At 69.4% G+C, this 22687-nt stretch carries 22 protein-coding genes and 5 tRNA genes; 15 read left to right on the forward strand and 12 right to left on the reverse strand.

Annotated elements, in window-relative coordinates:
* Nucleotides 1–88 precede the first annotated feature (88 nt).
* Entirely contained in the window at nucleotides 89–283 is a 195-nt protein-coding gene (locus KUM44_RS42210) for an acyl-CoA carboxylase subunit epsilon (protein ID WP_217215064.1), read from the forward strand.
* A gap of 283 nt (nucleotides 284–566) precedes the next feature.
* Here the strand turns inward: KUM44_RS42210 and KUM44_RS42215 are convergent, their stop codons facing one another.
* From KUM44_RS42215 to KUM44_RS42250, 8 genes are all read right to left on the reverse strand, one after another.
* Nucleotides 567–1148, reverse strand: a complete 582-nt coding sequence (locus KUM44_RS42215; RefSeq protein ID WP_026248371.1) for an ATP/GTP-binding protein — start codon at nucleotides 1146–1148, stop codon at nucleotides 567–569.
* Nucleotides 1129–1707: a DUF742 domain-containing protein gene (locus KUM44_RS42220; protein WP_217215065.1), complete on the reverse strand. Its 579-nt coding sequence runs from the start codon at nucleotides 1705–1707 to the stop codon at nucleotides 1129–1131. Before KUM44_RS42220 ends, KUM44_RS42215 begins: the two co-directional genes overlap by 20 nt.
* Nucleotides 1708–1800: 93 nt before the next feature.
* Complete coding sequence (locus KUM44_RS42225; RefSeq protein WP_004983065.1) at nucleotides 1801–2214, reverse strand: roadblock/LC7 domain-containing protein; 414 nt, start codon at nucleotides 2212–2214, stop codon at nucleotides 1801–1803.
* 10 nt (nucleotides 2215–2224) lie between these two features.
* A complete protein-coding gene (locus KUM44_RS42230; RefSeq protein WP_217215066.1) occupies nucleotides 2225–5452 on the reverse strand; it encodes a nitrate- and nitrite sensing domain-containing protein in 3228 nt (1075 codons plus the stop codon).
* 388 nt (nucleotides 5453–5840) lie between these two features.
* The gene (locus tag KUM44_RS42235; protein ID WP_030051303.1) at nucleotides 5841–6416 is read right to left on the reverse strand and encodes an ATP/GTP-binding protein; all 576 of its coding nucleotides are present in this window, start codon (nucleotides 6414–6416) and stop codon (nucleotides 5841–5843) included.
* Nucleotides 6397–6795, reverse strand: coding sequence for a DUF742 domain-containing protein (locus tag KUM44_RS42240; protein WP_003997626.1), 399 nt, complete (start codon nucleotides 6793–6795; stop codon nucleotides 6397–6399). Before KUM44_RS42240 ends, KUM44_RS42235 begins: the two co-directional genes overlap by 20 nt.
* A 114-nt stretch (nucleotides 6796–6909) precedes the next feature.
* A complete protein-coding gene (locus KUM44_RS42245) occupies nucleotides 6910–7323 on the reverse strand; it encodes a roadblock/LC7 domain-containing protein (RefSeq protein ID WP_030051302.1) in 414 nt (137 codons plus the stop codon).
* Between the two features lie 9 nt (nucleotides 7324–7332).
* The gene (locus KUM44_RS42250) at nucleotides 7333–11097 is read right to left on the reverse strand and encodes a nitrate- and nitrite sensing domain-containing protein (RefSeq protein ID WP_217215067.1); all 3765 of its coding nucleotides are present in this window, start codon (nucleotides 11095–11097) and stop codon (nucleotides 7333–7335) included.
* Nucleotides 11098–11697: 600 nt separating this feature from the next.
* Here KUM44_RS42250 and KUM44_RS42255 point away from each other — a divergent pair.
* The 9 genes from KUM44_RS42255 to KUM44_RS42295 all read left to right on the forward strand — a co-directional run bounded on the left by KUM44_RS42255 (nucleotide 11698) and on the right by KUM44_RS42295 (nucleotide 15848).
* Nucleotides 11698–11883: a hypothetical protein gene (locus KUM44_RS42255; protein WP_217215068.1), complete on the forward strand. Its 186-nt coding sequence runs from the start codon at nucleotides 11698–11700 to the stop codon at nucleotides 11881–11883.
* 127 nt (nucleotides 11884–12010) lie between these two features.
* A complete protein-coding gene (locus KUM44_RS42260) occupies nucleotides 12011–12796 on the forward strand; it encodes a fumarylacetoacetate hydrolase family protein (protein WP_217215069.1) in 786 nt (261 codons plus the stop codon).
* Nucleotides 12780–14264, forward strand: coding sequence for a glutamate--tRNA ligase (gene gltX, locus KUM44_RS42265; RefSeq protein ID WP_217215070.1), 1485 nt, complete (start codon nucleotides 12780–12782; stop codon nucleotides 14262–14264). Before KUM44_RS42260 ends, gltX begins: the two co-directional genes overlap by 17 nt.
* A 303-nt stretch (nucleotides 14265–14567) precedes the next feature.
* Nucleotides 14568–15296 carry an HAD family hydrolase gene (locus KUM44_RS42270; RefSeq protein ID WP_308402849.1) on the forward strand — a complete coding sequence of 243 codons (729 nt, stop codon included), beginning with the start codon at nucleotides 14568–14570 and terminating at the stop codon, nucleotides 15294–15296.
* A 91-nt stretch (nucleotides 15297–15387) separates the two neighbouring features.
* A tRNA-Gln gene (locus KUM44_RS42275) sits at nucleotides 15388–15459 on the forward strand.
* Nucleotides 15460–15480: 21 nt separating this feature from the next.
* Nucleotides 15481–15553 (forward strand) — tRNA-Glu (locus tag KUM44_RS42280).
* Nucleotides 15554–15582: 29 nt separating this feature from the next.
* Nucleotides 15583–15655, forward strand: a tRNA-Glu gene (locus KUM44_RS42285).
* 20 nt (nucleotides 15656–15675) lie between these two features.
* A tRNA-Gln gene (locus KUM44_RS42290) sits at nucleotides 15676–15747 on the forward strand.
* Between the two features lie 28 nt (nucleotides 15748–15775).
* Nucleotides 15776–15848: transfer RNA gene (locus KUM44_RS42295), tRNA-Glu, on the forward strand.
* 37 nt (nucleotides 15849–15885) lie between these two features.
* Here the strand turns inward: KUM44_RS42295 and KUM44_RS42300 are convergent.
* Nucleotides 15886–16539 carry a MerR family transcriptional regulator gene (locus tag KUM44_RS42300; RefSeq protein WP_217215071.1) on the reverse strand — a complete coding sequence of 218 codons (654 nt, stop codon included), beginning with the start codon at nucleotides 16537–16539 and terminating at the stop codon, nucleotides 15886–15888.
* Nucleotides 16540–16628: 89 nt separating this feature from the next.
* Between KUM44_RS42300 and KUM44_RS42305 the strand changes: the two genes are divergently transcribed.
* Nucleotides 16629–17141: a DUF4188 domain-containing protein gene (locus KUM44_RS42305; RefSeq protein ID WP_217215072.1), complete on the forward strand. Its 513-nt coding sequence runs from the start codon at nucleotides 16629–16631 to the stop codon at nucleotides 17139–17141.
* Nucleotides 17142–17363: 222 nt separating this feature from the next.
* Here KUM44_RS42305 and ndgR read toward each other — a convergent pair whose 3' ends face one another.
* Nucleotides 17364–18080 carry an IclR family transcriptional regulator NdgR gene (gene ndgR / locus KUM44_RS42310; protein ID WP_217215073.1) on the reverse strand — a complete coding sequence of 239 codons (717 nt, stop codon included), beginning with the start codon at nucleotides 18078–18080 and terminating at the stop codon, nucleotides 17364–17366.
* Between the two features lie 202 nt (nucleotides 18081–18282).
* Between ndgR and leuC the strand changes: the two genes are divergently transcribed.
* The 4 genes from leuC (at nucleotide 18283) to KUM44_RS42330 (ending at nucleotide 21616) form a co-directional block, all read left to right on the forward strand.
* Nucleotides 18283–19713, forward strand: a complete 1431-nt coding sequence (gene leuC, locus KUM44_RS42315; protein WP_217215074.1) for a 3-isopropylmalate dehydratase large subunit — start codon at nucleotides 18283–18285, stop codon at nucleotides 19711–19713.
* A gap of 6 nt (nucleotides 19714–19719) precedes the next feature.
* The gene (gene leuD, locus KUM44_RS42320) at nucleotides 19720–20313 is read left to right on the forward strand and encodes a 3-isopropylmalate dehydratase small subunit (RefSeq protein ID WP_217215075.1); all 594 of its coding nucleotides are present in this window, start codon (nucleotides 19720–19722) and stop codon (nucleotides 20311–20313) included.
* 287 nt (nucleotides 20314–20600) lie between these two features.
* Entirely contained in the window at nucleotides 20601–20831 is a 231-nt protein-coding gene (locus tag KUM44_RS42325) for a hypothetical protein (RefSeq protein WP_217215076.1), read from the forward strand.
* 137 nt (nucleotides 20832–20968) lie between these two features.
* Complete coding sequence (locus KUM44_RS42330) at nucleotides 20969–21616, forward strand: HU family DNA-binding protein (RefSeq protein WP_217215077.1); 648 nt, start codon at nucleotides 20969–20971, stop codon at nucleotides 21614–21616.
* A 62-nt stretch (nucleotides 21617–21678) separates the two neighbouring features.
* Here KUM44_RS42330 and KUM44_RS42335 read toward each other — a convergent pair whose 3' ends face one another.
* On the reverse strand, nucleotides 21679–21882 hold the full coding sequence (locus KUM44_RS42335; RefSeq protein ID WP_217215078.1) for a hypothetical protein: 204 nt from the start codon (nucleotides 21880–21882) through the stop codon (nucleotides 21679–21681).
* Nucleotides 21883–21996: 114 nt separating this feature from the next.
* Nucleotides 21997–22635 carry a 2-phospho-L-lactate guanylyltransferase gene (cofC, locus tag KUM44_RS42340; protein ID WP_217215079.1) on the reverse strand — a complete coding sequence of 213 codons (639 nt, stop codon included), beginning with the start codon at nucleotides 22633–22635 and terminating at the stop codon, nucleotides 21997–21999.
* Nucleotides 22636–22687 lie beyond the last annotated feature (52 nt).

Here is a 22687-nt window from a genome sequence, read left to right on the forward strand (position 1 = left end):
CTCCCGCAAGCACGGCAACCCCCCGCAGTAACCCAGCGGATCCTTCGCGGTACCCCCGCGGAAACCTCTCTCACGGAGACTGTGACCTATGAACTCCCCTGACATCCGCGTCGAGAAGGGCCACGCCGAGCCCGAGGAAGTCGCCGCCATCACGGCCATCCTCCTGGCCCGCGCCGCCGCGCAGCCCGCCGACCCCACCCCGGCCCACCGAGGCCGCGCCAAGGCCGGCTGGCGCCGCCTGGAGCGCGAGCCCGGGTTCCGGGCGCCGCACAGCTGGCGGTAGCCTGCGGCGCTTGTGCGGCCCTGTTCTCCCGTGGGGAGGGCGGGGCCGTTGGCATGTGAGCGCATGGGAGCTCGGGGGGTGCTGTCTCGTGGGCGGCCGCGGGTGCGTGGTGGCTGATCGCGCAGTTCCCCGCGCCCCTAACGCCCTTAGGGGCGCGGGGAACTGCGCGAACGGCCCCCGACTACCCGCAGCCGCCCACGAAGCCCGACCCGCTCCCACAAACGGCCCGCGGCCACCTCCCGAAGGAGGTGGCCGCGGGCCAAAACCATGTACGTCCTGTCGCCTACCGCAGTCGTGCCATCAGAGCGTGCTCGACCAGCGTGATAAGCGCAGACTTCGCGTCCGCCCGGTGCCGGGCGTCGGTCGTGATGATCGGCGTGTCAGGCCCGATCTGTAGGGCCTCACGGACCTCGTCCGGGTTGTACGGCTGGTTCCCGTCGAACCCGTTGAGGGCGATCACAAAAGGAAGCCCCGAGTTCTCGAAGTAGTCGACCGCCGGGAAGCAGTCGGCAAGGCGCCTCGTGTCAACGAGGACGATCGCACCGATGGCACCGCGCACCAGGTCGTCCCACATGAACCAGAAGCGGTCCTGGCCGGGCGTACCGAAGAGGTACAGGATCAGGTCCTGGTCCAGGGTGATACGGCCGAAGTCCATGGCGACCGTCGTGGTCGTCTTGTCTCCGGTGTGGGTGAGGTCGTCGATGCCCGCCGAAGCAGACGTCATGACGGCCTCGGTGCGCAGCGGGTTGATCTCCGAGACGGCGCCGACGAACGTGGTCTTGCCCACGCCGAAGCCGCCAGCCACCACGATCTTCGCGGACGTGGTGGAGCGGGAAGGCCCTCCGCTAGAGCTTGCGAAGTCCACTGAGCACCCTTTCGAGCAGTGTCACGTCTGGCTGGCCGCCGGCGTTCTCGTCGCCGCCGGGCTGATGGATGGCGACCAGGCCCGCCTCCGCCAAGTCGGCGACGAGGATCCTGGCCACGCCGAGAGGGATCGTCAGGAGGGCGGAGACTTCCGCCACCGACTTGATCTCGCGGCAGAGGTTGCAGATCCGCTGATGCTCGGGCAACTGGCCCTGCATCTGGTGCGGCTGCGCGGTGGTGTGCACCAGCGCCTCGATGGCGAGCTGGTAGCGCGGGCGCGTCCGTCCGCCGGTCATGGCGTACGGGCGCACCAGGGGGTTGTTCGACGCCCCGGCGGGCGCCGGCTCAGGGGCGCGTCGCTGCGGCTGCACGGGCTGGATGCGCGGCGCCGACGGCTGGTCGTACGGCGAGGGCCCGGGGCCCTGCGGAGCGTACGGCTGCCGCTGGCTGGGCGTGGAGGGGAAGTTGTAACGGTTCGGGTTCTGGGAACCGTCGTTCCGGCCCTGGCCAGGACCGTACGACCAATTACCCGACGATGAACCGCCTGGGGGTGTTGCCACTTTCTCCTCCTCCGACTGTGCCTGGCACCCATCCTGTGGAGCCGCGTCCCGAAACCTTACGGCCACGGGACGCCAAAACGCACCGACTGTCTGTTAGTTGAGCAGGCTGCCCTGGAGCTCCGCACGCAGATCCGGCGTCAGGACCGTACCGGCACGGTCGACGAGGAGCGCCATCTCGTACCCAATGAGGCCGATGTCCGCCTCGGGGTGTGCGAGAACCGCGAGCGACGATCCGTCGGAGATGGACATGATGAACAGGAATCCCCGCTCCATCTCCACAACCGTCTGGTTCACGCTGCCGCCCTCGAAGATCCGCGAGGCACCCGCGGTCAGCGAGGTCAGACCGGAGGCGACGGCCGCGAGCTGGTCGGCGCGGTCGCGCGGAAACCCTTCGGACATCGCCAGAAGGAGTCCGTCGGCGGAGACCACCACCGTGTGCGACACCCCGGGGGTGTTGTCCACGAAGTTGGTGATCAACCAGTTCAGGTTCTGTGCCGCCTGGCTCATCGGGCTCACACTAACGCTCCTGGTTGTAGGTGCTGTCAGAACCGAAGCCCTGACCGTTCGTTTCGCTTCCCGCGCTGCGTCCCCGCTGGACACCGCGGCGCAGGTTGCTCAGCCTGCCCCGGACGTCCTCGGGAGCGCGGGAGATCTGTGGACCTCCCTGGGGGGTGGTCTCGGCGGCTCCCTCGACCAGGTTGGCCTTGGGCACCCGCCGCGGCAGGCCGGAGGAGGTCACCCCGCCCGCCTTGGGCTTCCGGAGCTGCGCGGCCTGCTGCCAGCGATCGTCGTTGGCCGAACGCCAGCTGCTGTCGCCGTTGCTCTCCGGCGTGGGGGCCGGCGACTCCTGCCGCACCGGCCGGGCGCCGTTGGTGCCGCTCGCGGCGGCTCCGCGGCGGGGAAGGCCGGCGTCGGTCAGTGCGTGGGCGGCGGAGGAGGCCGGTCCCGGACGGTCGAAGCCTACGCGGTCGTGCTCGTTTGCGTCATCGGCCTGCGCAGATTCCGTTTCCGGAGCGTACTGGTCCGGGTACCCGTTGCGGTAGCCGTCCTGCTGCGGCCAGTCGTCCTGGTGACGCCGCTGTTCGAAGGCCGGGAAGGTCTCCGGGGCGGAGGCACTCGCGGCGGCGGGCTCCTCACGGACCGGCTCCGGATAGGAGGGCTCGGGGTAGCCGCCGTTGGACGAGAAGGTGTCGTTCTGCGACAGGCCGCCGTTCGGCGCGTAGTACGTGTCGTCGTACGACGGACGCTGCTGCTCCTCGTACTGCGTCTGCCGCTGTTCCTCGTACGTCGGCTGCGCCTGCTGCGGGTCGTACCCGCCGGGCTGCTCGGGGAAGCCGCCCCGGCCGTCGTAGGCCGGCTGGCCGGTGAACTCGTCGTACGCCTGCGTCTCGGGGTTCTCCAGGGCGGGCGCCTGGCCGTGGTTCTGGGCCTCCAGAGCCGCCCGGCGCTCCTCGCGCATCAGGGAGCGGCCGACCGGGTCCAGGTCGCGAAGGTCGTCCGGGACCTCGTAGCGGCTGTCGTCGAAGCCCAGCTCGGCTGCGGTGCGCAGCTGCGGCTGGTTGAAGTTCTCACCCTGGAACTGCTGCTCCGGGATGATCTGCGAGACGGTGAACTCGTCCTGGGCCGGCTGCTGCTCGCCGCCGCCACCGTGCGTGATCGCGTCCGGCAGCATGACCAGCGAGGTGGTGCCGGCCTGCTCGCCGGAGGGGCGCAGCTGGACGCGGATGCCGTGCCGGTCGGACAGCCGGCCGACCACGAACAGGCCCATGCGCTGCGAGATCGCGGCGTCCACGGTCGGCGGGTTGGCCAGCTTGTGGTTGATGTCGGCGAAGTCCTCGGCGGTGAGGCCGATGCCCTTGTCGTGGATCTCGATCATGACCCGACCGTCGGGGAGACGGGTGGCGGTCACACGAACCTTGGTCTGCGGGGAGGAGAACGTCGTCGCGTTCTCCAGCAGCTCGGCGAGCAGGTGCACGAGGTCGGTCACGGCACGGCCGTGGATCTCGGCCTCCGGGACGCCCGACAGCTCGATGCGCTCGTACTGCTCCACCTCGGAGGAGGCGGCGCGCAGCACGTCGACCAGCGGAACCGGCTGGTCCCAGCGGCGGCCGGGCTCCTCGCCGGCGAGGACGAGGAGGTTCTCGCCGTTGCGGCGCATACGGGTCGCGAGGTGGTCCAGCTTGAAGAGGTTCTCCAGCTGGTCCGGGTCGGCCTCGTTGTTCTCCAGGTCGGTGATCAGGGTCAGCTGGCCCTCGATCAGCGACTGGTTGCGGCGCGACAGGTTGGTGAAGATCGCGTTGATGTTGCCCCGCAGCAGGGCCTGCTCGGCGGCGAGCCGGACGGCCTCGCGGTGGACCTGGTCGAAGGCGCGGGCGACTTCACCGATCTCGTCCCGGGTGTTGATCGGGATGGGCTGGACGCGGGTGTCCACGCGGCCCGGGTCGGTACGCGAGAGCTGGTCGACCAGCATCGGCAGACGCTGCTCGGCGATGCCGAAGGCGGCGTTGCGCAGCTGGCGCATCGAGCGGGACATCTGGCGGGCGACCATGCCGGCCAGGATGAACGCGGCGAGCAGGGCGACCACGACGGCGGCACCGGTGATGAGGGCGTCGCGCTTGGCGTCGTCGGAGATGGCGGAGGCCTCGTTCACCGCGGTGCCCGCGAGGTCGTTCTCGATGTCGCGGTAGGCGTTGTACTTGAGGGTGTTGACCGCCCACCAGTTCTCGGCGGTGATGCCCTGCTGGGCGAGCGCCGCACGCTCACTGGTGTCCGTGGAGCTCAGCTGGGCCAGCGCCCCGACCAGCTGCTCCGGCTTGGCCGGCGGCGCCACGTAGTCGGGGTTCTTCTGCTTGGCCGCGGCGGCCATGGCGGCGCCTTCGGCCTTGATCTTCGTCGTGGCGTCCTGGAGCTTCTGGATGTCCTTCTCGGTGCCACCGCTCTGGTACTCCTGGATGGCGATGCCCTCCAGGTAGGCGTACGAGGAGAGGGCGACGCGCTGCTTGGCCAGGTCCGTGGCCTTGGGGCCCGGCTTGACCAGCATGTGCATACCGATGGAGCGCTCCAGGGAGAGCGCGCCCTTGGTCAGCGAGATGGCGTAGACGGTACGGCCGTAGCTGGTGATGTTGCCGGTGCCCAGGCCCAGCTCGTTGGAGAACTCCAGCAGCCGGTGCTCGACCGCGACGTAGCCCTCCTCGGTCTGCACGCCTGCGAGCTTGTTGGTGTAGGCGGCCGCGCGGAGGTCCGTCAGATCGGGCTCGACCTCACGGAAGCGCTCCAGACGGCGCACCAGGTTGGGCCGGTCCGGCATGTTCTGGGCGGCCACGTCGAAGGCGTCGGCGGCCTCGTCGGTCTTCTTGCGGGCGGCCACGACCGCCGGGTCGTCCTCGCCCTTGCCCTGGAGCAGGGGAGCGGCGGTCGAGTCGCGCTCCTCCAGCAGGGCATCGCCGTAGGTGAGGGCGGCGGCGACCAGACGCGCGGTGTTCTCCGCGTCCTCGGCCTCCTGCCAGGTGTCGATCGAGCTCTTCACCTGGAAGCCGCCCATGACGAGGCCGACCAGCACGGGTATGAGCAGGATCGCGTTCAGCCGGGTCGGCACGCGCCAGTTGCGCGGCGAGAGACGGCCGCCGCTTGGCGCCGGCGCCGCCGTCGGTTCCGATCCGGGCACAGGGGCGGGCGCCGCTCCGCGCGGCGGCGGGGTGAAGTTGCCCCGGGCCGACGGCTCGGGACTGTTCTTGCTTCGCCTCACTCGACCAACAACCTTCCGGCGGGGTCGGCACCTACGTATGTGCCGCTGTGTCTCAGAGCCCAGTTCGCCATCGAGTACGTAGTACCGGTGGGTACGTCTTTGACTATTGGGCAGTTCTGGCATTCCAGCACGTCGGCCTGCGCTCTTCCAAACAGTGGAAGCGGATCATTCCGCGTGAGGTAAGGCCCAGATAAAACGGTCATAAAGAGCGAGCCCCGTCAAAAGACGGGGCATTTGTGCGCGCAGCGACACCGGTTGACCGCGACGAGTGGCCGTACCACCCGATTCCTCTGCCGAAACGTTATGAACAACGAAGCCGACCGTGTCAAAGGCCACAGCCGGCTCCGGCTCATCTACGACAACTGCCGTATTGCGCTCACGACTTGCGCTACCGCAGCCGCGCCATGAGCGCGTGCTCCACCAGCGTGATCAGGGCACTCTTGGCATCGGCCCGGTGCCGGGCGTCGGTGGTGATGATCGGCGCGTCCGGGCCGATCTGTAGTGCCTCGCGCACCTCGTCGGGCGTGTAGGGCTGGTGTCCGTCGAAGCCGTTGAGGGCGATGACGAACGGGAGCCCGCTGTTCTCGAAGTAGTCGACCGCGGGGAAGCAGTCGGCGAGCCGGCGGGTGTCGACCAGCACGACGGCGCCGATCGCACCGCGCACCAGGTCGTCCCACATGAACCAGAAGCGGTCCTGGCCGGGCGTACCGAAGAGGTACAGGATCAGGTCCTGGTCCAGGGTGATACGACCGAAGTCCATCGCCACCGTGGTGGTGGTCTTGTCACCGGTGTGCGTGAGGTCGTCGATGCCCGCCGAAGCAGACGTCATGACGGCCTCGGTGCGCAGCGGGTTGATCTCCGAGACCGCGCCGACGAACGTGGTCTTGCCCACGCCGAAGCCACCCGCCACCACGATCTTCGCGGAGGTGGTCGCCCGGCCTGGTTCAGAGCTTGCGAAGTCCACTGAGCACCCTTTCGAGCAGCGTCACGTCCGGAGCGCCGCCGTTGTTCTCGTCGCCGCCCGGCTGGTGGATGGCGACCAGGCCGGCCTCAGCGAGGTCGGCGACGAGGATCCTGGCCACGCCCAGCGGCATGGACAGCAGCGCCGAGACCTCGGCGACCGACTTCACCTCACGGCACAGGTGGCAGATGCGCTGGTGCTCCGGGAGGAGCCCCATGAGCGCTGCCGGGTCGGCCGTGGTGCTGATCAGGGCCTCGATGGCCAGCTGGTAGCGCGGCCGGGTCCGGCCGCCGGTCATCGCGTACGGACGTACCAGCGGCTGGTCGCCCTCATCCTCGTACGGCTCCGCGTACGGATCATGAGAGGCGGTGGGCGGGGTCATGAATCCTCCGGGCGGGGACAGCAAGTCGGTCAGTCAAGCCGTCTGGGTGGGGGCCAGTGCGGGGATTGTGGCGGCCGGACGGTGATTTGGTGAGACGGGTGGATCCGCGGGTGATCAGTGGAGCAGACTGCCTTGGAGTTCGGCGCGCAGGTCCGGCGTGAGCACCGCGCCCGCACGGTCGACCAGCAGCGCCATCTCGTAGCCGACGAGGCCGATGTCGCATTCGGGGTGTGCCAGTACGGCGATGGACGAACCTTCCGAGACGGACATGAGGAAGAGGAATCCCCGCTCCATCTCGACGACGGTCTGTGCCACGCTGCCACCGTCGAAGATCCGGGAGGCTCCCGCGGTCAGCGAGGTCAGGCCCGACGCGACGGCCGCCAGCTGGTCGGCACGGTCGCGGGGGAAGCCCTCCGACATCGCCAGCAGCAGACCGTCGGCGGACACGACGACGGTGTGGGACACCCCGGGGGTGTTGTCCACGAAGTTGGTGATCAACCAGTTGAGGTTCTGTGCCGCCTGGCTCATCTGGCTCAACTAACGCTCCTGCTGGTGAGTGGGGTTCGGGAAGCTGCCGGTCTGGCCATTGCGGACCTCACGACCTTGCGCGATACCCCGACGGAGATTGGTCAGCCGGCCGCGTACGTCATCAGGCGCACGCGAGACCTGCGGACCGGCTTGGTGCTGTTGCTGCTGAGCCGTACCCGGGACGAGGTTCGCCCTGGGTACCCGGCGCGGCAGGCCGGAGGTGGTGACCCCGCCCGCGGCCGGTTGCCGGACGCGTTCCGCCTGCCGGACGAGGTCGTCGTTCGGCGAGCTGCGCCAGGCGGTCGATGAGGTCCGCTGGGGAGCGGAGGACGACTGCGCGGGAGCCGCGGGAGCCTGCGGCTCCTGGGGAGCGGAGGCCGGAGCCGAGCCGCCCGCACCGGGCTGACGCCCCTGCGGGCCGCCGTGGAACCAGTTGGTCTCCAACGTGTCGTACAGCGGTGTACGACCGTCACCGGGACCCGTCGCGGGCGGCAGCGCCTCGGGCTCCTGCCGCACGGGCCGCTGCTGCGGACGCGCCGGGGCCGGAGGCTGCGGGGCGCCGTATCCGGCGTTGCCGCCGTACGTGCCGTTGACCTGCGGCCGCTCGAACTGCCCGGTGGACTCGGGGTTCTGGCGGTCGGGCAGCGCGTGCTGGCCCGTGGAGCTGCCGTCGTACGCCTGCGGAGCGGTCGGCCGGCCCTGCTGCGCCGGGGTGTTCTGCCCGGGGGCGCCGAAGACGTCCGGGCGGACGAACTGGCCCGTGCCCTGCGGCTCGTTCGCAGCAGGTCGGGCGAACTGGCCCGTGCCCTGCGGGTTGTACGAGGCCGGGCTCACGGCGTCGAAGTCCGGGCGGGCGTCGAGGCGCGGGATCGCCGGGATCTCCGCCGTCGAGCCGGGGCCCTGACGGTCGTCGATCCGCGGCATCCGGGAGGTCTGCGAGGGGTCCTCGTCGTGCCCGCGCGGGGTGTCGAGTGAGGCGCGCGGCACCGGCGGCTGCGCGTTCTCGTCGCTCCAGCTGGGGCGGGACGGCTGGTTGTTGCCGCCCGGCAGCTCGGCACGCGGACCACCGCGCGGCGGAAGCTGCGGCTGACGGCCACGACGGCCCTTCTCACCGCCGGCGGGCGGCGACTGCGGGGCCGACGGTCCGCCCGGCCGGGACTGCTCGCGGCCGGGGCCCGCGCCGCGGGAGCCGCCGAAGGCGTCCTGGCCCGCGCCGAACGGGTCCGCGCCGAACGGGTCCTGGCCCGCGCCGGCGGCATGCAGTCCCTGCGGAGCACCCGGAGCCTGGCCACCGAAGCCGGCGCCCGCGGGGGCCGGCCGGCCCTGCGACGGCGCGCCGCCCTGGCCCTGCGGTCCACGCGGGGCACCCGGTCCGCCCGGAAGCCCGCCACCGTCACGCCCGGGCAGCGCGGCCCGCGGCCCCTGACCGGCACCGAGCCGGCCACCGCCGGCCGCACCGGCACCGAGGGCACCGCCACCCGGCGCACCCGCGCCGAGGGGGCCGCCACCGGCCTGGGCCTGACGACGAGCGGCAGCCGCACCTGCGGCGGCCTGCGCGGCGGCGGGACCACCGGAGCCACCGGGGCCACCCGGACCGGGCTTGCCCGGAGCGGGCTTCTTGCCGCCCTGGGCGACGTCGACGGGCAGCATGACCAGCGCGGTCGTACCACCGGAGTCGGACGGGCGCAGCTGGATGCGGATGCCGTGCCGCTGGGACAGACGACCGACCACGAAGAGGCCCATGCGGCGGGACACCGAGACGTCCACGGTGGGCGGCGAGGCGAGCCGCTCGTTGATCGCGGCGAGGTCCTCGGGGGAGAGGCCGATGCCGGTGTCGTGGATCTCGATCAGGACGCGGCCGTCGGGCAGCGCGTGACCGGTGACCTTGACCTTGGTCTGCGGAGAGGAGAACGAGGTCGCGTTCTCCAGCAGCTCGGCGAGGAGGTGCACGAGGTCGTTGACGACCCGGCCGGCGACCTCGGTGGTCGGCACGGAGGCCAGCTCGATGCGCTCGTACTGCTCGACCTCGGAGGCGGCGGCACGGAGCACGTCGACCAGCGGGACCGGGCGGGTCCAGCGGCGGCCCGGCTCCTCACCGGCGAGGACGAGGAGGTTCTCACCGTTACGGCGCATACGCGTCGCGAGGTGGTCGAGCTTGAAGAGGGAGGACAGCTGGTCCGGGTCGGCCTCGCGGGACTCCAGTTCGGAGATGAGCGACAGCTGACGCTGGATGAGGCCCTGGGAGCGACGCGAGAGGTTGGTGAACATCGCGTTGACGTTGCCCCGCAGCAGGGCCTGCTCGGCGGCCAGTCGTACGGCTTCGCGGTGCACGTCGTCGAAGGCCGCGGCCACCTGGCCGATCTCGTCCCGGGAGTGCACACCGACCGACTCGACGGAGGTGTCGACGTCCTGCGGGTCGGACTCGGAGAGCTGCTTGACCAGCTCGGGCAGCCGGTCCTGGGCGACCCTGGTGGCGGTCTCCTCGAGGCGGCGCAGCGAGCGGATCATGGAGCGGGCCACGACGAAGGCGCCGACCAGCGAGACACCGAGCACGAGCAGGATCAGCGCACCGGAGATGATCGCCTCGCGCTCCGACTCGTTGCGCAGCTCGCGGGCCTTCTGCTCCATGTCCTCCAGCAGCGTCGTCTCGATGGCGCGCATCTGCTGGATCTTGGTGGTGCTGTCGTCGACCCAGTCCCGGTAGGAACGCTTCTCCAGGTCGTCGAGGGCGTTGGGGTTGCCGAGCGCACGGTTGGCGTACTTGTCGCTCGCCGTGATCGTCGGGTTGCCCTTCTCGATCGACTTGAGCAGGTCGGCGGCGCCCTGGGTGCCGTAGATGCTGCGGAAGCTCTTCAGCTCGGACCGCTGGCTCGCCAGCGCGGACTCGGCGTACAGCCGGTCGTTCTCGGAGAGGTCGCCGACGCTGTCGTTGTTCGCGGGCAGCGCCGCGGCGAGGACCGCGCGCTGGATGGACGCGTACTCCTTGGCGGTGGAGAAGGCCGCCAGGGCACGCGTGCTCTGGATCATCTCCGGGTTGCTGGTCGCCTCCGCCATGTCCTGCGAGAGACCGAGCAGGTTGGTGATCAGCCGGTGGTACGCCTCCACGGTCTGCGTGGAGTTGTCCTTGGCCTCGTAGGCGGTGCTGCGGATCTTCTCGATGGTGCCCAGGTCGCCGACGAGCTGGACGAGGTTCTCGCGGACGCCCTTGAGGTTGCCGTCCTTGCTGGAGTCGTCGATCTCCTCGGACGCCTCGACGAAACTGTCGCGGGCCCGGTTGGTCTTGTCCCGGTAGCCCTTGACCGTGTAGTCGGTCGCCTTGGCACCGTGCGCGAGCGGGCCGGCGGACTGGTCGCGCTCCTCCTGGAGCGCGGCGGCGAGCTCGGTGGCCCGCTTGGTCATGTCCGTCAGCAGCTTCATGTTGTCGAGCTGCTGGATGTCGTCCATGTTGTCGCTGATGCGCAGGGCACCCAGCGAGGTGGCCGCGACCACCGGAAGCGTCAGCAGCGCCACCAGACGCGTGGAGATTCGCCAGTTGCGCAGGGCTATTCGCGCGCCCGGGCCACCGGTGCCCTTGGGGGCCTTCTTCGCAGCCGGCGCGGAAGGGTTCGGCGTCCCCGGGGACGCCGAAACGGCGGGGCGCCCGGAGCGCTCACCGCCGTCGACGGACGGGGCCGGACCCTGGTTCTGGGCGTGCTGGGTCGAGGGACCTCGGTCGGTCCCGCCGTGCTCCGGCTCCGCCGAAGCGCTGCCATCCCTCTTGAAACGTCCCTGCACTAGCGTCGCAACCTCTGGACCAGGCGCCCCTCCGCGTGAACGGACGGACACGGTGTCGGCGTCATGGGGAGCGTCCTGAACACGCTCCCCGGTGGTCGTGAGTGACCGGCGCTGGTTTCCCCCTATCTCGCCGCCACCAGGCGCGTTGGTGCGCCCCCTGTGCGCCGGCTCGATCCTGCGGCGGTCCGTGGAATTCCAGCACAGTGCAGGATCTCCAACAAGGCCCGTAGGTCGAGCCGTGACATACGTGACACCACGTGAGGGCGAGATTACCTGCCGTAGAAACTGATCCCGTCCATAACGGACTTATGCCCGCGAGCCGCTCGGGTGAGGGAGGTGTCCCAGTCGCCATGATCAGGAGCGGAATGATGGGTTCAGGGGGCGAATGTCTGTTTCGTGGGGGTGAGATGCGGGTCTGGATTGTCCCTTTTGTTTGCACCCTCGTGAGCAAACTCACACGCACATCAAGGGTCCCCGCGACCACGGAGGGGAATCGCGTGTTTAGCCTGGCGCTTTACATCATGTAAGACTTTGACAACCCCGCGCCCGCGCGAGACCAGACTCCACCGGCGCCCCGACACGACAGGGTCACGTACAACCGTGAAGACGACGATGATGTTCCACAACATAGCCAACCCGCGGCGCACGACGCTGGCGCACCTCGAGGACGCCGACGCCCTGCAGACCCCGGAGCAGGAGCACTCCGTCGACCTCCCCGCCCAGACCGCCAACCCGCGGCGCACCATCCTCATGGAGGCCCCCGCCACGGCCTCCGTCGCCGGGTAATACGCGCACCGGGCCCACATCACTCAAAGCGCCCGCGTACGGCGGTAATGCGCGAGGCACCCGCCCCTCCCCGCGTTAGCCTGGAGCGTCAGACTCCAGCCGGCTCAAGTGAGGGGCGCAGCATCCCGTGCGCATCGCCAGATTCTCCATCGACGGGAACGTCGCCTTCGGCGCGGTCGAGGGCGACAAGCCGGACGAGCTCGTGCTCGACATCATCAAGGGCATCCCGTTCGCGGACTTCGAGCTCTCCGGTACGAAGGTCCCGCTCAGCAAGGTGCGTCTGCTGCCCCCGGTGCTCCCCAACAAGGTCGTGGCCTTCGGCCGCAACTACGCCGAGCACGCCCGGGAGCTGGGCAACGAGGTGCCCGACGCCCCGTTCGCCTTCTTCAAGCCGTCCACCTCGGTGATCGGCCCCGGCGACGAGATCCAGTACCCGTCCTTCACCGAGGACCTCCACCACGAGGCCGAACTGGCCGTCGTCATCGGCCGCATGTGCCGCGAGGTCCCGCGCGAGCGCGTCAAGGACGTGATCTTCGGCTTCACCTGCGCCAACGACATCACCGCCCGTGACGTCCAGAAGCGCGAGAAGCAGTGGGCGCGGGCCAAGGGCTTCGACAGCTCCTGCCCGCTGGGCCCCTGGGTGGAGACGGACCTGGCCCTCGAAACGGCCGCCGATCTGACCATCCAGCTCACCGTCAACGGCGAACAGCGCCAGCTCGGCCGCACCAGCGAGATGATCCACCCGATCGAGGATCTGATCGTCAACATCTCCGAGGCCATGACGCTGCTCCCCGGCGACGTGATCCTCACGGGCACCCCGGCAGGCGTCGGGCCGCTCACCGTCGGCGACGAGGTCGCCGTCACCATCGAAGGCATCGGCACTCTCACCAACAAGGTTGTCAAGCGTGGCTAGCGCACCCGTCCGCGTACGTTTCTGCCCCTCGCCCACCGGTAACCCCCATGTGGGCCTGGTCCGCACCGCCCTGTTCAACTGGGCCTTCGCCCGGCACCACCAGGGCACGCTCGTCTTCCGCATCGAGGACACCGACGCGGCCCGCGACTCCGAGGAGTCCTACACCCAGCTGCTCGACTCGATGCGCTGGCTGGGCTTCGACTGGGACGAGGGCCCCGAGGTCGGCGGCCCGCACGCGCCGTACCGCCAGTCGCAGCGCATGGACCTCTACAAGGACGTCGCGGCCAAGCTCCTCGAGGCCGGCCACGCCTACCGCTGCTACTGCTCCCAGGAGGAGCTGGACACCCGCCGCGAGGCCGCCCGCGCCGCCGGCAGGCCCTCCGGCTACGACGGTCACTGCCGCGACCTGACCGACGCGCAGGTCGAGGAGTACAAGGCGCAGGGCCGCGAGCCGATCGTGCGCTTCCGCATGCCCGACGAGACGATCACCTTCACGGACCTGGTCCGCGGCGAGCTGACCTTCACCCCGGAGAACGTCCCGGACTACGGCATCGTCCGCGCCAACGGCGCCCCGCTCTACACGCTCGTCAACCCGGTCGACGACGCCCTGATGGAGATCACCCACGTCCTGCGCGGCGAGGACCTGCTCTCCTCGACGCCCCGTCAGATCGCCCTGTACAAGGCGCTGATGGAGCTGGGCATCGCCAAGGGCATCCCCGGGTTCGGCCACCTGCCGTACGTGATGGGCGAGGGCAACAAGAAGCTCTCCAAGCGCGACCCCCAGTCCTCGCTGAACCTCTACCGCGAGCGCGGCTTCCTGCCGGAGGGCCTGCTCAACTACCTCTCCCTCCTCGGCTGGTCGCTCTCCGCCGACCAGGACATCTTCACGATGGACGAGATGGTCGCGGCCTTCGACCTCGCCGACGTGCAGCCCAACCCGGCCCGCTTCGACCTGAAGAAGTGCGAGTCGATCAACGGCGACCACATCCGCCTGCTGGATGTGAAGGACTTCACGGAGCGCTGCCGCCCGTGGCTTCAGTCGCCGTTCGCCCCTTGGGCCCCGGAGGCCTTCGACGAGGTCAAGTGGCAGGCGATCGCCCCGCACGCCCAGACCCGCCTGAAGGTCCTCTCGGAGATCACGGACAACGTCGACTTCCTGTTCCTCCCGGAGCCGGTCTTCGACGAGACGTCCTGGACCAAGGCCATGAAGGAGGGCTCGGACGCCCTCCTGCGCACGGCACGCGAGAAGCTGGACGCGGCCGACTGGACCTCCCCGGAGTCCCTCAAGGAGGCCGTCCTGGCCGCCGGCGAGGCCCACGGCCTCAAGCTCGGCAAGGCCCAGGCCCCGGTCCGCGTCGCCGTCACCGGCCGCACGGTCGGCCTGCCGCTCTTCGAGTCCCTCGAGGTGCTGGGCAAGGACACGACCCTGGCCCGGATCGACGCGGCGCTGGCGAGGCTGGCGGCGTAGTACGCCCACCTACGTGAGGGGCGGCACCCGACTCCCGGGTGCCGCCCCTCACGCGTACGACTCAGATGGCGTCGGGCTCGTCGATCAGGTACGTGCCCTTACGTAGGCCTTGCGCAGGTGCTCGTCGGGACCGAGCTGCGCGGTGGCGTTCTTGCGGAGCGGGTCACGCGCCAGTATTCGTACGGCCCTGTCCGGATGAGCTGAGCTCGACGCTCCCCGGGCAAAGCTTCGTACACCGCGTGTGCCTCGACGGTGAACTGGATGCGGTACTCGCTCATGGCCGCAGTGTGCCAGTCTGTCAGGGTGATCAAAGCCGTTGTCTGGGACGTCGACGACACCCTCTTCGACTACTCGGGGGCCGACCGCGCCGGAATGCGTCTGCATCTGGCGGCAGAGGGGCTGCTGGACGCGTACGACAGTGTCGAGCAGGCCATCGAGCGCTGGAGGACGATCACCGACGCGCAGTGGGCGCGGTTCTCCGCCGGCGAGGCGACCTTCGAGGGGCAGCGGCGTGATCGCGTACGGGTCTTCCTGGGCGCGGAGCTGACCGACCCCGAGGCCGACGGGTGGTTCGAGCGCTACATCGCGCACTACGAGACCGCCTGGGCCCTGTTCCCGGACGTCCTGCCCGTCCTGGACGCCCTCGCCGCCAGCCACCGGCACGCGGTGCTGTCGAACTCCAGCATCCACGTCCAGGACCGCAAACTCCGCGTCCTCGGCGTGCACGACCGCTTCGAGGCCATCCTGTGCGCCGCCGAGCTCGGCGTCTCCAAGCCGCAGGCCGGCGCCTTCCACGCAGCCTGCGCCGCCCTGGAGCTCGCCCCGCACCAGGTGGCGTACGTCGGCGATCACCCGGAGATCGACGGGCGGGGCGCCGCGCAGGCCGGGCTGCTGTCGGTCTGGATCGACCGTGCCGGCGTGTACACCAGCGCGGACGCCCTCGGCGGACCGCACCGGATCGCCTCCCTCTCCGAACTCCCCGCGCTCCTCGGCGCGGATACCCGTTTTGGAGCCCCGTCCACCTTCGGGTAATGTTCTTCCTGCGCCGCCGAGGAGCGGGCCGAAAGGCCGGAACCCGGAGGAGCAAGCTAGAACAAGATCCCCTCAGGGGCTTGCGTTCCAGTGGCCTATGGTGTAATTGGCAGCACGACTGATTCTGGTTCAGTTAGTCTTGGTTCGAGTCCAGGTAGGCCAGCTCGCAGAGCTCATCTGCAAAGCCCCCGTTGTGTAGCGGCCTAGCACGCTGCCCTCTCAAGGCAGTAGCGCCGGTTCGAATCCGGTCGGGGGTACTGATCTCGATCAACTCGGGATCGCTAGGGCCCCCGTTGTGTAGCGGCCTAGCACGCCGCCCTCTCAAGGCGGTAGCGCCGGTTCGAATCCGGTCGGGGGTACAAACTGGTCTAAACCACATTGGTCTATGGTGTAATTGGCAGCACGACTGATTCTGGTTCAGTTAGTCTTGGTTCGAGTCCAGGTAGACCAGCTCGGATCTGCGGAAACGTAAGATCCTCGCCCCCGTTGTGTAGCGGCCTAGCACGCCGCCCTCTCAAGGCGGTAGCGCCGGTTCGAATCCGGTCGGGGGTACAGGGTGAAGGCCCTCCACTTAGGTGGAGGGCCTTCGTCATTCCTGGTCACCGAAGCCGTACCGGCGCGCCGACTCCTCCTCCTGTGCCAGCCGGTGCAGCGCCTGAAGCATCGGCTCGACGAGGATCGCTCCCAGGACCGCCGTCTCCACCTTCTCGGCCTCCGACGCGTGGGTCTCGACGAAGTCCAGGTCGAGGACCGCGGCCCCGTGCATCAACCGGGCGTACGCCGACAGCAGTTGAGGATCCCAGTCGTACCCGAGCCGTCTGAGCGCGGCCATCGCCACCACGAGCGAACGGTACGAGGGCGAGATCGTGACCAGAGCCTTGGCGTTCGACCAGCCCAGGGACTCCAGCAGTTCGTCAGCCGCATCGTGCGCGGCCCGGACGTACTCGTCGTCCTCGTCCGGCTCCGGGACCTGCGGCAACGCCCACAGGGCCGCGCCCAGGCGGATCGTCCGGGGCAGGGCGTCGTCGTCGACATGCCCGAGCACCTCCCGGACCGTCGCCACCGGTACCCGTCCGACCTGGATCATCGCTCGCACCAGACGCAGCCGGCGCAGATGCTCCTCGTCGTACTCGGCGGTGCGGGCGTTGATCTGGCGGCCGGGCGTCAACAGGCCTTCGCGCAGGTAGTACTTGATCGTCGCGATGGGCACCCCGCTGCGCTCGCTGAGCTCGGCCAGCCGCATCTCTTGCGCCTCTCATTGGGAAGTGCCACTATCCAATCACCGACCAGGAGGATAGTGCCGCTATCCGGTTACGGAGCCAGGGGGCCGTCATGTTCGCCAAGCCGGTGCTGGGTCGCACGACCGCGGATGCCGAGGGCGATGTGGTGGTCCTGCTCATCGGGATGCGGATCAACCACTTCTGGGCGGTGCACCAGTGGCTCCCGGTCATGCTGTCGATGTTCCGCATGCTGGGGGAGCTTGCGCGGGACGGCGACCGGGGGCTGCTGGGGCGTGTACTGCTGACGGCTTCACCGCGGACGTACTACGTCGTCCAGTACTGGGAGTCCAAGGAGAAGCTGTACGCGTACGCGACGGCGCCGGACATGTTTCACCACAAGGTGTGGGGGATCATCAGCCGCAAGGAGCGGGCCGGGAAGACGCGGGGGCACGTGGGGATCTGGCACGAGGCGTACGTGGTGCCCGAGGGGGCGTACGAGTCGATCTACGCGGACATGCCGGCGTTCGGGTTGGCGGCGGCGCATGGGCAGGTGCCGGTCGCTGAGCGTGGGCGGTACGCGAAGGATCGGTTCGCTCACAGGTCGGGGAGTGTGACAACTCCCTAGGGGCGCGGGGAACTGCGCGACCAGCCGCGACGGCGCGGCAGACGGCAGACGGCCGGTGGGGGCAGATTCTGCGCCGTTGGGGCTTGGGATGGGGGCGGGTGCGGGGTGTCTGTGGTTGCTCGCGCAGTTCCCCGCGCCCCTGGGGTGGGTCACCGGACCGTCGGACCAGGGCTGCCGCGGCGTTGAGGCTGTCCTGTCCCGACGTACGGCGACGTCGCGCCCTCAGCCTGTCCGGCGCAAGGCCTCGGAGAGGCGCGCGGCGGCGTCGATGACCGCCTGGGCGTGCATGCGGCCGGGGTGGCGGCTGAGGCGTTCGATGGGGCCGGAGACGGAGACCGCGGCGACCACGCGGTTGGAGGGGCCGCGAACGGGTGCCGAGACGGACGCGACGCCCGGCTCGCGCTCGCCGATCGACTGGGCCCAGCCACGGCGGCGTACGCCGGAGAGCGCGGTGGCCGTGAAGCGGGCGCCCTGGAGGCCGCGGTGCAGGCGCTCCGGCTCCTCCCAGGCCATGAGGATCTGGGCCGAGGAGCCCGCCTTCATCGTGAGCGTCGAGCCGACCGGGACCGTGTCCCGAAGGCCGGACAGGCGCTCCGCCGCGGCGACGCAGATGCGCATGTCGCCCTGGCGGCGGTAGAGCTGGGCGCTCTCGCCGGTGACGTCGCGGAGGTGGGTGAGCACCGGGCCCGCGGTGGCGAGGAGACGGTCCTCACCCGCGGCCGCGGCCAGTTCTGCGAGCCGAGGGCCGAGAATGAAACGGCCCTGCATGTCACGCGCCACCATGCGGTGGTGTTCCAGAGCCACGGCCAGTCGATGGGCCGTGGGTCGTGCCAGTCCGGTGGCCGAGACGAGCCCTGCGAGGGTGGCCGGACCGGACTCCAGGGCGCTCAGGACAAGGGCTGCCTTGTCCAGAACGCCGACGCCGCTACTGTTGTCCATGAAACGATACTCGCGTCTCACTCTGTGAAACGCAAGTTCAATTTTCCGTGGAACACGCCACTCTGGAAGAACGAAGGCAGAGCGGCCCGCGGACCAGAGCGGGCTTGTCGGCAGACGCCCGGAAGCAGGGGCGCGGGCGCCGGCCGCCTTCTCAAGATCTCTAGTTGGGCCGGTGGACCGTATGCCGGCCGGAGGGAAAGCGATGGGTAGGACACTCGCGGAGAAGGTCTGGGACGACCATGTCGTCCGGCGCGCCGAGGGCGAGCCCGACCTCCTCTTCATCGATCTGCACCTGCTGCACGAGGTGACCAGCCCGCAGGCCTTCGACGGCCTCCGCAAGAGCGGCCGCAAGGTGCGCCGGCTCGACCTGACCATCGCCACCGAGGACCACAACACCCCGACCCTCGACATCGACAAGCCCATCGCGGACCCGGTCTCCCGCGTCCAGTTGGAGACGCTGCGCGCGAACGCCGCCGAGTTCGGTGTGCGTCTGCACCCGCTGGGCGACGTCGAGCAGGGCGTCGTACACGTCGTCGGCCCGCAGCTGGGTCTGACCCAGCCCGGCATGACCGTGGTCTGCGGTGACTCCCACACCTCCACGCACGGTGCCTTCGGCGGCCTGGCGTTCGGCATCGGCACCTCCCAGGTGGAGCACGTGCTGGCCACCCAGACGCTGCCGCTGGTCCGCCCGAAGACCATGGCCATCACGGTCAACGGCGAACTGCCCGACGGCGTCACCGCCAAGGACCTGATCCTGGCGATCATCGCCAAGATCGGTACGGGCGGCGGCCAGGGCTATGTCCTGGAGTACCGCGGCTCCGCCATCGAGAAGCTCTCGATGGAGGCCCGGATGACCATCTGCAACATGTCGATCGAGGCCGGCGCCCGCGCGGGCATGATCGCCCCCGACCAGACCACCTTCGACTACCTCGAGGGCCGTCCGCACGCCCCCAAGGGCGAGGACTGGGACGCGGCGGTCGCGTACTGGAAGACGCTGAAGACCGACGACGACGCCGAGTTCGACGCCGAGGTCGTGATCGAGGCCGCCGAACTGTCGCCGTTCGTCACCTGGGGCACCAACCCCGGCCAGGGTGCGCCGCTTTCGGCGTCCGTCCCCGACCCGGCTTCGTACGAAGACGCTTCGGAGCGCCTCGCCGCCGAAAAGGCCCTGGAATACATGGGGTTGGAGGCAGGTCAGCCGCTGCGCTCCATCAAGGTGGACACCGTCTTCGTAGGCTCCTGCACCAACGGCCGCATCGAGGACCTGCGCGCTGCCGCCGAGCTCGTCAAGGGCCGCAAAGTCGCCGACGGTGTGCGGATGCTGGTCGTCCCCGGCTCCGCCCGGGTCGGTCTGCAGGCCGTTTCCGAGGGCCTGGACGTCGTCTTCAAGGAGGCCGGCGCCGAGTGGCGGCACGCGGGCTGCTCGATGTGCCTGGGCATGAACCCGGACCAGCTGGCCCCGGGTGAGCGCTCCGCGTCCACCTCCAACCGCAACTTCGAGGGCCGGCAGGGCAAGGGCGGTCGTACCCACCTGGTGTCGCCGCAGGTCGCGGCGGCCACCGCGGTCCTGGGCCACCTGGCCTCCCCGGCCGACCTGTCCGACGCCGAGACCCGTACGCCCGCTGGAGTCTGATCAGCCATGGAAGCATTCACCAAGCACACCGGCCGGGCCGTCCCGCTGCGCCGCTCCAACGTCGACACCGACCAGATCATCCCTGCTCACTGGCTCAAGAAGGTCACGCGGGACGGTTTCGAGGACGGGCTGTTCGAGGCCTGGCGCAAGGACGAGACGTTCATCCTCAACCAGCCCGAGCGCCACGGCGCCACGGTCCTGGTCGCCGGTCCCGACTTCGGCACCGGTTCGTCCCGTGAGCACGCCGTCTGGGCGCTGCAGAACTACGGCTTCAAGACGGTCATCTCCTCCCGCTTCGCCGACATCTTCCGCGGCAACTCGCTCAAGAACGGCCTGCTCACGGTGGTTCTGGAGCAGAAGATCGTGGACGCGCTGTGGGAGCTCACCGAGAAGGACCCGCAGGCCGAGGTCACGGTCGACCTGGAGAACCGCGAGGTACGCGCCGAGGGCATCACCGCCTCCTTCGAGCTGGACGAGAACTCGCGCTGGCGGCTGCTGAACGGCCTCGACGACATCTCGATCACCCTCCAGAACGAGGAGGACATCGCCGCCTACGAGGCGAAGCGGCCGTCGTTCAAGCCGCGCACGCTCCAGGCCTGAGTCCGAGGCCGCTCAGGTTCGGACCGAGGTCTGAGCGCAAGGCGACTTTCGGACACCGCAACACCCCCTCAGTACCCCCGATCAGCCCGATCGGGGGTACTGCCATGTCTGCACCCGAACGGCCCTGCGCCGCTTGCGTCCCGGACTCAACTTCCCACGTTACGAAGGGTGTTGCGCGGGTACGCGAGTGGTGTAGCCGTGACTTCCGCAAGTGCCCGGAAGGCCATTTGAGGCCGGAGTTGCACCCCTGGCAGGCGACAACTCGCCCCAGATGGCACAATCTGTGCATGGAACACGACGGCCAACTCGAGCTCTATGCGGCAGTCGCGGACCAACTGAAGGAAGCGCACGCAAGGGTGCGCGCACTGCAAGTCCCGGAGGGCGTACGGATGGCGCTGACCCGGAAGCTGCTGGTCATTACGGCCGCGGCCAAGCACGACGTCGCCGAAGCGACAAGGCGTCTGGAGCGGTTCATGGCGGATCTCGACGCGGGGCGATTCCCCGAAGAGGAACGCTGAACACCTTCGAGACAGTCGAGTCTGTTGCGGCACAAGGGTGATTAGCCCGTTTCGTGTTTGATTTGCGGTATATATCTGCCTAACGTGCGAAAAAGCTTGAACACTTTCGTTCTGGCGATGTCTCCGAAGGGGAAGACGTGAACAAGGCGCAGCTCGTAGAAGCGATTGCCGACAAGATGGGCGGCCGCCAGCAGGCCGCCGATGCTGTCGACCATGTACTGGACGCCATCGTCCGCGCGGTCGTCGCGGGTGAGCGGGTCTCGGTCACCGGCTTCGGTTCGTTCGAGAAGGTCGACCGACCTGCTCGTTACGCCCGTAACCCCCAGACGGGCGAGCGGGTTCGGGTCAAGAAGACCTCCGTTCCGCGCTTCCGTGCCGGTCAGGGCTTCAAGGACCTGGTCAGCGGCTCGAAGAAGCTCCCTCGGGGCGGCGAGGTCGCCGTCAAGAAGGCGCCCAAGGGCAGCCTGACCGGTGGTGCCGCGGCGACGGTCAAGAAGGCCGCCGCGAAGAAGACCACCAAGGCTGCCGCGGCGAAGAAGACCACCGCGAAGAAGACGACGGCCAAGAAGACGACGGCCGCGGCGAAGAAGACCACCGCGAAGAAGGCGCCGGCGAAGAAGACCACGACGGCCGCCAAGAAGACGACCGCGGCGAAGAAGACGACCGCCAAGAAGGCGACGGCCAAGAAGGCCCCGGCGAAGAAGGCGACCGCCAAGAAGGCGCCGGCCAAGAAGTCGACGGCTCGCAAGACCACCGCCAAGAAGGCGACCGCCCGCAAGAGGTAGGACCGCAGGGGCACTCACGCGCCGGGCCGGACTCCGTCTGGAGTCCGGCCCGCGGCGTTTTCTCAGAGGGTCTGAAGCGTCACCAGCGTGATGTGCAGGGACTCCCCCTTGCCCTCCGTCTCGATGCGGACCCGCTGCCCGGGGCGCAGCAGCCGTAGGCCTCCGGCGTTGAAGGCGGGGGCGTCGAAGGGGACGGGGGTGCCGTCGTCCAGGAGGACGCTGCCGGAGCGGGTGTTCTCGTCATAGGTGTATGCGGTGGCCTGCATGGCGGTAACCCTACGACGGGTTGTGTTTCGACTGCGGCGCCGTGGGGGCTGGTCGCGCCCGCGCGGCGGATCCGCATATTCCATGCAGCCCCGCGCCTCTTGGCGGCGCTGCCGTCACGGTTCCTTGATCAGTAGCCGTGCTGCCATCGCCGCCGTTCGTGGGCCCACTCCCAGGGCCAGTGCCGCCCGTAGATCCTCGCCGGTGTCCACGTCCTGGCGTACGGAGTCGACGTCTTCGAGGCCGAGTTCCACTGCCCCCGAGGCGCGGTGTCGGGACCGCGAATCCTCGCCGAATTCGGGCAGTAATTTCTGGCCGGGCGCAGCCCCGAGCAATGTGGTGCCGATCGCTGCCGCGTCGGGAAGGAAAGCGCGGGGGAATTCCGTTGCCGCATCCAGGACCCGGGCCAATTCCAGGGGGCGCAGCGCCGGAAGATCGGCGTTCAGGGCCGCTACGGCGCTTTCGGGGCGGGCGGACCGTACGACGGCCGTCGCGTGCGCCAGCGCCGCGTTCAGGCCGCCTCCTGGCTCGTCGGGGACTATATGCGCGCCAAGTGCGCCCAGCTCGCGGCCGGCCAGGGCGTCGTTCGTGACGACTGCCACATCCTTCACCGCCGGGCAGGCCAGCGCCGCCGCCACCGTGTCCTGCGCGAAAGCGAGGGCGAGGCCGGGGCGCAGCCCGTCCGACGCGGTGTCCGAGAGCCTGCTCTTCGCCCGCGCCAAGGGCTTCAGGGGTATGACCAAGGTCCACTGCACGAGCGTTTCGCTCCCTCTCTAGTCGCGGCCATTGTCACTCAGCCGTCACCAG

Origin of the sequence: Streptomyces sp. AC550_RSS872, from assembly GCF_019049285.1 — a bacterium.
Classification (GTDB): Bacteria; Actinomycetota; Actinomycetes; order Streptomycetales; family Streptomycetaceae; genus Streptomyces.

What these genes read in the sequence shown, in the direction of transcription:
- KUM44_RS42210 (WP_217215064.1), top strand. Translation starts at nt 89, where the DNA reads ATGAACTCCCCTGACATCCGCGTCGAGAAGGGCCACGCCGAGCCCGAG.
- KUM44_RS42225 (WP_004983065.1), bottom strand. Translation starts at nt 2,214, where the DNA reads ATGAGCCAGGCGGCACAGAACCTGAACTGGTTGATCACCAACTTCGTG.
- KUM44_RS42240 (WP_003997626.1), bottom strand. Translation starts at nt 6,795, where the DNA reads ATGACCCCGCCCACCGCCTCTCATGATCCGTACGCGGAGCCGTACGAG.
- KUM44_RS42245 (WP_030051302.1), bottom strand. Translation starts at nt 7,323, where the DNA reads ATGAGCCAGGCGGCACAGAACCTCAACTGGTTGATCACCAACTTCGTG.
- KUM44_RS42300 (WP_217215071.1), bottom strand. Translation starts at nt 16,539, where the DNA reads ATGCGGCTGGCCGAGCTCAGCGAGCGCAGCGGGGTGCCCATCGCGACG.
- KUM44_RS42305 (WP_217215072.1), top strand. Translation starts at nt 16,629, where the DNA reads ATGTTCGCCAAGCCGGTGCTGGGTCGCACGACCGCGGATGCCGAGGGC.
- ndgR (WP_217215073.1), bottom strand. Translation starts at nt 18,080, where the DNA reads ATGGACAACAGTAGCGGCGTCGGCGTTCTGGACAAGGCAGCCCTTGTC.
- leuC (WP_217215074.1), top strand. Translation starts at nt 18,283, where the DNA reads ATGGGTAGGACACTCGCGGAGAAGGTCTGGGACGACCATGTCGTCCGG.
- leuD (WP_217215075.1), top strand. Translation starts at nt 19,720, where the DNA reads ATGGAAGCATTCACCAAGCACACCGGCCGGGCCGTCCCGCTGCGCCGC.
- KUM44_RS42325 (WP_217215076.1), top strand. Translation starts at nt 20,601, where the DNA reads ATGGAACACGACGGCCAACTCGAGCTCTATGCGGCAGTCGCGGACCAA.
- KUM44_RS42335 (WP_217215078.1), bottom strand. Translation starts at nt 21,882, where the DNA reads ATGCAGGCCACCGCATACACCTATGACGAGAACACCCGCTCCGGCAGC.